Annotated in this window: 7 protein-coding genes and 1 pseudogene; 3 read left to right on the top strand and 5 right to left on the bottom strand. The window is 65.2% G+C overall.

From position 1 onward, the window contains the following. Positions 1–65: 65 nt before the first annotated feature. Complete coding sequence (gene lpdA / locus EOC06_RS27100) at positions 66–1,463, top strand: dihydrolipoyl dehydrogenase (protein WP_128309229.1); 1,398 nt, start codon at positions 66–68, stop codon at positions 1,461–1,463. A gap of 233 nt (positions 1,464–1,696) precedes the next feature. Here the strand turns inward: lpdA and EOC06_RS27110 are convergent, their stop codons facing one another. After that, on the bottom strand, positions 1,697–2,800 hold the full coding sequence (locus EOC06_RS27110; RefSeq protein WP_128309230.1) for a saccharopine dehydrogenase family protein: 1,104 nt from the start codon (positions 2,798–2,800) through the stop codon (positions 1,697–1,699). 114 nt (positions 2,801–2,914) lie between these two features. Between EOC06_RS27110 and EOC06_RS27115 the strand changes: the two genes are divergently transcribed. Next, positions 2,915–3,343 (top strand): Lrp/AsnC family transcriptional regulator, encoded by a 429-nt coding sequence (locus EOC06_RS27115; protein WP_127329250.1) that lies wholly within the window; start codon positions 2,915–2,917, stop codon positions 3,341–3,343. Between the two features lie 38 nt (positions 3,344–3,381). Here the strand turns inward: EOC06_RS27115 and EOC06_RS27120 are convergent, their stop codons facing one another. From EOC06_RS27120 to EOC06_RS27130, 3 genes and pseudogenes are all read right to left on the bottom strand, one after another. After that, positions 3,382–4,752 carry a HAMP domain-containing sensor histidine kinase gene (locus EOC06_RS27120; protein WP_128309231.1) on the bottom strand — a complete coding sequence of 457 codons (1,371 nt, stop codon included), beginning with the start codon at positions 4,750–4,752 and terminating at the stop codon, positions 3,382–3,384. Beyond that, positions 4,749–5,426, bottom strand: a complete 678-nt coding sequence (locus tag EOC06_RS27125; protein ID WP_128309232.1) for a winged helix-turn-helix domain-containing protein — start codon at positions 5,424–5,426, stop codon at positions 4,749–4,751. Before EOC06_RS27125 ends, EOC06_RS27120 begins: the two co-directional genes overlap by 4 nt. A 171-nt stretch (positions 5,427–5,597) precedes the next feature. Next, positions 5,598–6,173, bottom strand: a pseudogene (locus tag EOC06_RS27130) (hypothetical protein); the annotation flags it as partial. Positions 6,174–6,198: 25 nt separating this feature from the next. Here EOC06_RS27130 and EOC06_RS27135 point away from each other — a divergent pair. Then, complete coding sequence (locus EOC06_RS27135; protein WP_245470108.1) at positions 6,199–6,954, top strand: amidohydrolase family protein; 756 nt, start codon at positions 6,199–6,201, stop codon at positions 6,952–6,954. A gap of 93 nt (positions 6,955–7,047) precedes the next feature. Here the strand turns inward: EOC06_RS27135 and EOC06_RS27140 are convergent. Further along, positions 7,048–8,429: NAD(P)/FAD-dependent oxidoreductase (locus tag EOC06_RS27140; protein WP_245470110.1), on the bottom strand; the 1,382-nt coding region annotated here is incomplete at its 5' end.

Here is an 8,429-nt window from a genome sequence, read left to right on the forward strand (position 1 = left end):
CGATCCACCTTCTCCCACAAGGGGAGAAGGACAGGGCGCCCGGCGGCCGAAAGGAAGCAGCCAACATGAAAGAAATCTCCTGCAAGCTGCTGGTCATCGGCGCCGGTCCCGGTGGTTACGTCTGCGCTATCCGTGCTGGACAGCTCGGCGTCGACACGGTGATCGTCGAAGCCGGCAAACCGGGCGGCACCTGCCTCAATGTCGGCTGCATCCCGTCCAAGGCGCTGATCCACGCGGCGGAGGAGTTCGAGAAGGTGTCGCACATGGAAGGCGGCAAGAGCCCGCTCGGCATCTCGCTCACCGCACCGACGCTCGACCTGGCGAAGACGATCGCCTGGAAGGACGGCATCGTGAGCCGGCTCAACAGCGGCGTCGCCGGCCTGCTCAAGAAGGCAGGAGTCAAGACCGTGCATGGCTGGGCGAGCTTTCGCGACGGCAAGACTGTGGAGGTCGAAACCGAGACAGGAAGCCAAGTCATCCGCGCCGAGGCGATCGTCATCGCCACCGGCTCGGCGCCGGTCGAACTGCCGTTCCTGCCCTTTGGCGGTCCGGTGATTTCGTCAACCGAGGCACTGGCACTCGGCGCGGTTCCACAAAAACTCGCGGTCGTCGGTGGCGGCTATATCGGGCTGGAACTCGGCATGGCCTTCGCCAAAATGGGCGCCAAAGTGACCGTGGTCGAGGCCTTGCCGCGGGTGCTGGCGCAATATGACGCGGAGCTGACCCGGCCGGTGGTCAAGCGGCTCGCCACGCTCGGCGTCGACGTGATGCTGGGCGCCAAGGCCAAGGGGCTTTCAACCAAGGGTGACGCGCTGCTGGTCGAGACCTCGGATGGCAAAAGCGCCAAGGTCGCCGCCGAAAAAATCCTGGTCACGGTCGGCCGCAAGCCGGTGACCGAAGGCTGGGGGCTCGAGCAGATCGACCTCGACAGGGCAGGCAAATTCATCCGCATCGACGACCAGTGCCGCACCTCCATGCGCGGCATCTTCGCCATCGGCGACGTCACCGGCGAGCCGATGCTGGCGCACCGGGCGATGGCCCAGGGCGAGATGGTCGCCGAGATCGCCGCCGGTCACAAGCGCAACTGGGACAAGCGCTCGATACCCGCCGTCTGCTTCACCGATCCGGAACTTGTGACGGCAGGCCTGTCGCCGGAAGAGGCCAAGGCGCTCGGCGGCGAGATCAAGATCGGCATGTTCCCGTTCGCTGCCAACGGCCGGGCGATGACCAAGCTCGGCGAGGACGGTTTTGTCCGTGTCGTGGCGCGGGCCGACAATCATCTGGTGCTCGGCATCCAGGCGGTCGGGCAGGGCGTCTCGGAACTGGCGGCGGCTTTTGGCCTGGCGCTGGAGATGGGCGCCAGGCTGGAGGACATTGCCGGCACCATCCATGCCCATCCGACGCAAGGCGAGGGATTCCAGGAAGCGGCGCTCAAGGCGCTGGGGCACGCGCTGCATGTTTGATTCGTGATAGTGCAAAGGCGGTGATGCTGGCGGGACACTCGCCCCCCTCTGTCCTGCCGGACATCTCCCCCTCAAGGGGGGAGATCAGCAGTTTCGGGCAACCCGCCTCTTCCAAGACTTTGAAAATTGGCGAAATCTAAGATGACAGCCGATCTCCCCCCTAGAGGGGGAGATGCCCGGCAGGGCAGAGGGGGGCACTGTCCCGCCAGCCTCTCACAAGAGAGAGACGCTGATCACCCCGCCAGCCGGCTCACCATCTCATGCTGCGCATAGGCGCGGCCGAAGCGGTTGGCCAGAAACGCGTCGAGCGCGATGTCTTCCTGCTTGATGAAGCCCGTGGCCGGCAGGCTGCCGTCGGCGAGCATGTCGAGCACGGCGCAGATGCCGGAGGCGGTGGTGATCTGGATGGCGCTGCGCACCTGATCGCCGATGCGCCTGGAGTAGATCTTGTTGGCGTAGGTCTCCTGCAGCAGGCGGCCGTTCTTGCGGCCGGAGACGGTGACGAAGACGATGACCACGTCCTGCAGCGTCGCCGGCAGGGCGCTCTCGAAAATGTCTTTCAGCACGTCACGGCGGTGGCGCAGGCCGAGATCGTTGAGCAGCGCCTTCATGATCGCGGCGTGGCCGGGATAGCGGATGGTGCGGTAGTTCAGCGTGCGCACTCTGCCCTTCAGCGTCTCGGCCAGCGTGCCAAGGCCGCCGGAGGTGTTGAACGCTTCGTAGGTGACGCCGTCGAGCGAGAACTCCTCGCGCTCTTCCAGTGGCGGCACCTCGACCAGCTCGCCTTCGACGATCGCCTCGCAGGGCTCGCAATATTCGTTGATGACGCCGTCGGTGCTCCAGGTCAGATTGTAGTTCAGCGCATTGGAGGGATATTGCGGCAAAGCGCCGACGCGCATGCGCACGCTCTCCAGCGAATCGAAATGGCTGGCGAGATCGTTGGCGACGATCGAGATGAAGCCCGGCGCCAGGCCGCATTGCGGAATGAAGGCGTTTCTGGCCGAAACCGCCAGTTCCTTGACGCGGCGGGTCGAGACGACATCCTCAGTCAGGTCGAGATAGTGCACGCCGGCACAGGCCGCCGCTTCGGCGATGCGGGTGGTCAGATGGAAGGGAGCGGCGCTGAGCACCGCGAATTTGCCGGCGAGTGCGGCTTCAAGCGTACCGGATGCTTCGATGTCGAGCTCAAGCGTCGCAACCGTGGTCGGCACTTCGGCAGCAGCGAGCTGTGCTGCCGAGCGGTCGACGAGCGTGACCTGATAATCCCCCGTGGCGGCGAGCATCTCGGCAATGGTCGAGCCGATCTTGCCGGCACCGACAACAACAATTTTCTTCATGACCGATCCCTCACTGATTGTGAGTCCAGATTCGCAGCTTGCCCGTCGAAAGGAAGCGTGGAATTGTTCAAAACGAAACTCTGATTACGCAATCTGCCGACAGGATTCGTCCAAATGCTCAGTGACGCCGAACAGGCCCTGCTTTCCCTGCTGCGCGAGAACGCGCGCGCCTCGACCGCCGAGCTGGCGCGGCGGCTCGGCGTCTCGCGGACGACCGTGCAGAGCCGGATCGAACGGCTGGAGCAGCGCGGCATCATATCAGGCTATGGTGTGCGACTGGCGCCGGACTATGAGCAGGGGCTGGTGCGGGCGCATGTACTGCTCACCGTGACGCCCAAGCTCGCCGACAAGGTGGTGCGCGGCCTGCGCGCCCTGACGACGGTCCGGACGCTGCATTCGGTCAGCGGCAATTTCGACATGATCGTCATCGTCGACGCACCATCGATCCGCGACCTCGACATGCTGCTCGACCAGATCGGCGCCATGGATGGGGTCGAGCGGACCCTGTCGTCGATCATCCTGTCGACGCGGATTGATCGGTGAAGCTGCTGGTCTCCCCCCTCGAGGGGGGAGATCGGCCTCTAATCCATCGCCAGCGGAAAACTCACCGCCACCGCAAGCCCGGGCTGCCCATCGCCCAGCGTGATCGATGCGCCATGCAGATCGGCAATCGCTCGCACAAGGCTGAGACCCAGCCCGCTGCCCGATGTCGACCGGCTATGGTCCAGCCGATAAAGCCGCTGAAACACTTTTTCATGTTCGTCGGCGGGAATGCCGGGACCGTTGTCGGCGACGCCGGCAACGACGCGTTCGTCCTGGCGCGCCGCCGACAGCTTTATCGTCGTGCCCGATGGACAATGGCGCAGCGCGTTCTCGACCAGATTGGCGAACATCTGCGTCAGCAGCTCGCGATCGCCATGGATCCGGTCCGTCGTTTCCGGTGGTTGCGCCAACGACAGCGACTTTCCGTCGTCCTCGGCAACATCGGCATAGATTTCGGCGATGGTCTGCAGCACCTCGCCCAGATCGACATCGGTGAACCGCGCCCGGCGGGCGCCGGCTTCGATCTGCGCGATGCGCAGCAGCGCATCGAAGGTCTCGTTGATCTGCAGGCTTTCGGCATGCGCCTCGGCCAGTTCGCGGGCGACCTTTTGACCTGACAGGTTCTTTTCGGACGCGGTGTCGAGGATCATCTGCAGCCGGTTGAGCGGCGTCTTCAGGTCGTGGGCGATGTTGGCGCTGACCTGTTTCATGCCTTCGACCAGTGCCGACAGGCGGTCGAGCGCGGCATTGACCTGGCTGGAGACGATGTCGATGTCGTCGCCCTTGCCGGTCAGCGGAATGCGGGTGTCCAGCCGTCCATGCGAGACATCCACCATGGTGGCGGCGATGCCGTCGAGACGGCGCTGGACCCGCGAGGCCAGCAGGGCGCCGCCGGCGACCGCCAGCCCGGTGATGATCAGGGTTCCCCAGCCAAAGCTCATCAGCACGATCCTCTCCAGCTCCTCCGTCTCGGAAAGGCTGAAGGCGACGGTCAGGGTGTTGCCGCCGACCGGGCCGGAATAGGCGCGGTACTCGGCGCCGGGCGGCACGCCGGGCATTTCGGTGTCGAACATCGAGAAGCCGTCGGGAAGCCCTGCCGCGGTGAAGTTGCCGGCCAGGCGATTGCCCGTCGCGTCGGTCAGCGAAAACAGCTGCTCCTTTTTGAGGCTGCGCAGGGAGTGGCTGCCGACGGTCTCAACCAGCTCCTTGAGATCGTTCTCGGCATAGGTCGCGGCGACGACCGCGTAAGTCTCCTTGATGGTGTCGTCGAGCCGCTCGGCAAGATCGGCGCTCATCATCTGGTAGACGATGGCGCCAGACAGGACGAAGGCCAGCACGAACAGGAAGGCGAAGGTCAGGGCCAGCCGGAACGGCGTGCTGCGCAGCAGGCGGGACCATGTTCCGGTCATGATGGCGCGTGCAGGCTGTAGCCGGTGTTGCGGACGGTGTGGATGAGCTGGGTTTCGAAGGGCTTGTCGACCTTGGCCCGCAGCCGGCTGATATGGGTCTCGACGACGCTGGTCCTGGGATCGAAATGAAAATCCCAGACGCGCTCCAGAAGCATGGTGCGGGTGATGACGCGGCCTTCGCCGCGCATCAGCACTTCCAGCAGGCTGAATTCCCGCGGCTGCAGGTCGATCGGCTGGCCCTGCCTCGTGACCCGCCGCATGATCAGGTCCATTTCGAGATCGGCGACCCGCAGGACGGTTTTCTGCTCCTGCGCCGCCGGCCGCCGGCCAAGCGCGTTGATGCGGGCGAGAAGTTCGGAAAAGGCGAAGGGCTTGACCAGATAGTCGTCGCCGCCGGCCTCCAGCCCCTCGACGCGATCGTCGATGCCGCCGACGGAGGTGAGAAAGATCGCGGGCGTCCGTACGCCCGCGGCGCGCACCGCCTTGATCATCGACAGGCCGTCGAGGCCGGGGATCATCCGGTCGGCGACGATCACGTCGTAATTGCCCCGGGTCGCCGCGAACAGCGCGTCATGTCCGTTGCGAAGCAGGTCGCAGACATGGCCGGCCTCGGTCAGTCCCCTGACGATATAGTCGGCCGTCCTGTGGTCGTCCTCGACGAGAAGCAGTCGCATGAAAGGTCCGGTCCGTTGCCGAGATGGAGAGGCTATCACCGGCATGGGCTTGTTCCTAGGATGTCACGAAGGCGCAGGCATTCGGAGCGGCTTCTCCCAACTTCGTCATCGTCGGGTCCGCGCTGCGTCGCTACGCTCCTTGCTCCGCGCGCGGATGACGAGGCCAAGGCTTCAGTCCAGGTCCAGCAACAGTTCATCGGCCTCGTCGGTTGCCTCCTTCAGGGTCATGTGCAGGACAAGCGCAAAGATACAGCCAAGGAAGAGCAGGCTGGTGAAGATGGTGCCGAGACCCAGGCCGCCGTGCCTGGCCGATCGCGACAGCAGGTCGCCGAAGGAGGCGCCAAGCGGCCGCGTCAGGATATAGGCGAGCCAGAAGGCCAGGATGTCATTCAAATCGAGTAGCCAGTAGGCGAGTGCTATCAGCGCGATGACGCCGCCGAACAGCAGCCCCGTCGTGAGGTAGCCGATGTCGAAGCTTTCGGCGACGAGGTCGCCGGCAGCGGTGCCGAGCGCGAAGGTCAAGAGGATCGCCAGCCAGTAGAAGATCTCGCGCCTGATGGTGAAGATGGTGTGGATCGACAGCGTCCTTTCGCTGGCGTACCAGACCGCGAATGTCGCGGCGAGCGCGACCGAGAAGGCGATGGTTGCCGTCTGCAGGCGCACGCCGAAACTGTCGACGAGGCTGTCCGTCACCAGCGTGCCGACGATGCTGATCAGCACCACCGCCGGCCAATAAGCCCACGGCACAGCCGCGCGCGAGCACCGCGATGTCGTGGTCGGCGTAAAAGTCCGCTCCGGCAAGCATGCCGGCGGCACCAGCGGCATCGCGCCGGTGGATCTGGCGCTGGAGGCCGCCGACCAGGCCGGCCTGCCGCTGATGGCGCATATAGACGAGCCGCCGCCCGGCCGCTCGGAAGTGCTGCCGCGGCTGCGCAGGGGCGACATTCTCACCCACTGCTTCCGGCCGTTTCCCAATGCGCCGGTATTTGCTTCCGGCGCGGTGCGGCCGGACATGCAGCTGGCGCGCGAGCGCGGCGTCATCTTCGACATCGGCCACGGCATGGGCTCGTTCGATTTCGCCGTTGCCCGTGCCATGCTCGAGGAAGGACTGGCGCCGGACGTGATCTCGAGCGACGTGCATCTCTACTGCGTCGACGGGCCGGCCTTCGACATACTGGTCTGCATGTCGAAGCTGCTGGCGCTCGGCATGCCGCTGGTCGAGGTCCTGCGCGCCGCCACGCAAGCGCCGGCGCGGGCGATCGCGCGGCCTGATCTCGGCACGCTGGCGGTGGGCACTGTCGGCGATGTCGCTGTGCTCCGGCAGCGCCCGGGCCGCTTCACCTTCGTCGACGCGGTCGGCGCGTCATTGGTCGCCGACCAGAGGCTGGTGTCGGATGGCATCGTTATTGGCGGCACCTGGTGGCCGAACGAGGCGGCTGATCACAACGAGACCGAGCGTTTCGTGGCGCAGGCGTCGCATACGCATGTTGAGGTTGCGGCGAGGCATTTCGGGCATCGGCACGATTAGCGATCTCCCCCCTTGAGGGGGAGATGGCCGGCAGGCCAGAGGGGGTCGGTTCGACTGGATGCGACCTCCTTGCGGCAGATGGAGGCTGGCGCTCTACGCGCGGCGACCCCCTCTGTCGCCTTCGTCGACATCTCCCCCTCGAGGGGGGAGATCAGCAGCGCCTGAATTGCTCGGCTTCCCATAAACCGGCGTCTCAATGCCCTCCATCCGCGCCTTGATCTGCAGCGCCACATATTTCGAATAGAAGCGCGACAGCGCCAGATTGCCGCCGTGGAACCACAGCGCTTCCTGCGCGGTCGGCTTCCACATGTTGCGCAGCTCGCCTTGCCAGGGTCCGGGGTCGCCCTTGACGCCCGAGCCAAGCCCCCAGCAGGGGCCGACCTTGTCGGCGACTTCGCGCGAGACGATCGAAGCCACCGTCTCGTTCATCGACTGATAGCCGGTGCAGGCGATGATGGCGTCGGCGGCGAGTTCACTGCCGTCGTCGAACAGGATGCCGCTCGGGGTCAGCGACTTGATGGCGACGCCGCTGCGGATGCCGATCTTGCCGTCAATAATCAGGTCGGAAGCGCCGACATCGATATAGTAGCCGGAGCCGGTGCGGTAGGCCTTCATCAGAAGGCCGGTCTCGTCGTCGCCGAAATCGATGGCGAAGCCGGCGGCGCGCAAGCGGTCGTAAAAGGCCGCGTCGCGCGCCTTGATCACCTCGTAAAGCGCCCGCTGGCCCTTGGGCACCAGCGCGAACGGCGTCGAGGCGACGATCATGTCGGCCTTCTCGGTGGTGATGCCGCGTGCCAGTGCGTCTTCCGAGAAGATCTCGAAGCCGACTTCCATCAGCGTGTCCGATTTGACCACCGTGGTCGGCGAACGCTGGATCATTGTGACCTCGGCGCCGCTTTCCCAGAGGTCGACGCAGACATCGTGGCCGGAGCTTGCCGCGCCGATGACCGCGACTCGTCTGCCGCGGAATTTGTCGCCGCTGGCATACTGGCTGGAGTGCAGCAACTCGCCCTTGAACCGGTCGGCGCCCGGCAGATCGATCCGCCGTGGCGGACCGTAGGCGCCGGTGGCGAAGACGATGTGCTTCGGCTTCAGCGTGATCTGGCGGCCGACGCGGTCGACCACCACGGCCCAGACTTTTTCGGCCTCATCATAGGACGCGCTCAGGCATTTCGTGGCGACCCAATAGTTGAGTTCCATGACGCGCGTGTACATTTCCAGCCAGTCGCCCATCTTGTCCTTGGGCGTGAACACCGGCCAGTTTTCGGGGAAGGGAATGTAGGGCAGATGGTCGTACCAGACCGGGTCGTGCAGCACGAGCGTGCGGTAGCGGTTGCGCCAGGAATCGCCCGGCCGCGCATTCTTCTCGATGACGATGGTGGGCACGCCGAGCTGGCGCAGGCGCGCCCCCAGCATGATGCCGCCCTGGCCGCCGCCGATGACCAGGCAGTAGGGCTGTTCCTCGGTGCCGAGTT

Origin of the sequence: Mesorhizobium sp. M7A.F.Ca.MR.362.00.0.0, assembly GCF_004023175.1 — a bacterium.
GTDB lineage: Bacteria > Pseudomonadota > Alphaproteobacteria > Rhizobiales > Rhizobiaceae > Mesorhizobium.

Coding starts and splice junctions, on each gene's coding strand:
- EOC06_RS27110 (WP_128309230.1), bottom strand. CDS start 2,800: ATGAAGAAAATTGTTGTTGTCGGTGCCGGCAAGATCGGCTCGACCATT.
- EOC06_RS27125 (WP_128309232.1), bottom strand. CDS start 5,426: ATGCGACTGCTTCTCGTCGAGGACGACCACAGGACGGCCGACTATATC.
- EOC06_RS27115 (WP_127329250.1), top strand. CDS start 2,915: ATGCTCAGTGACGCCGAACAGGCCCTGCTTTCCCTGCTGCGCGAGAAC.
- EOC06_RS27120 (WP_128309231.1), bottom strand. CDS start 4,752: ATGACCGGAACATGGTCCCGCCTGCTGCGCAGCACGCCGTTCCGGCTG.
- lpdA (WP_128309229.1), top strand. CDS start 66: ATGAAAGAAATCTCCTGCAAGCTGCTGGTCATCGGCGCCGGTCCCGGT.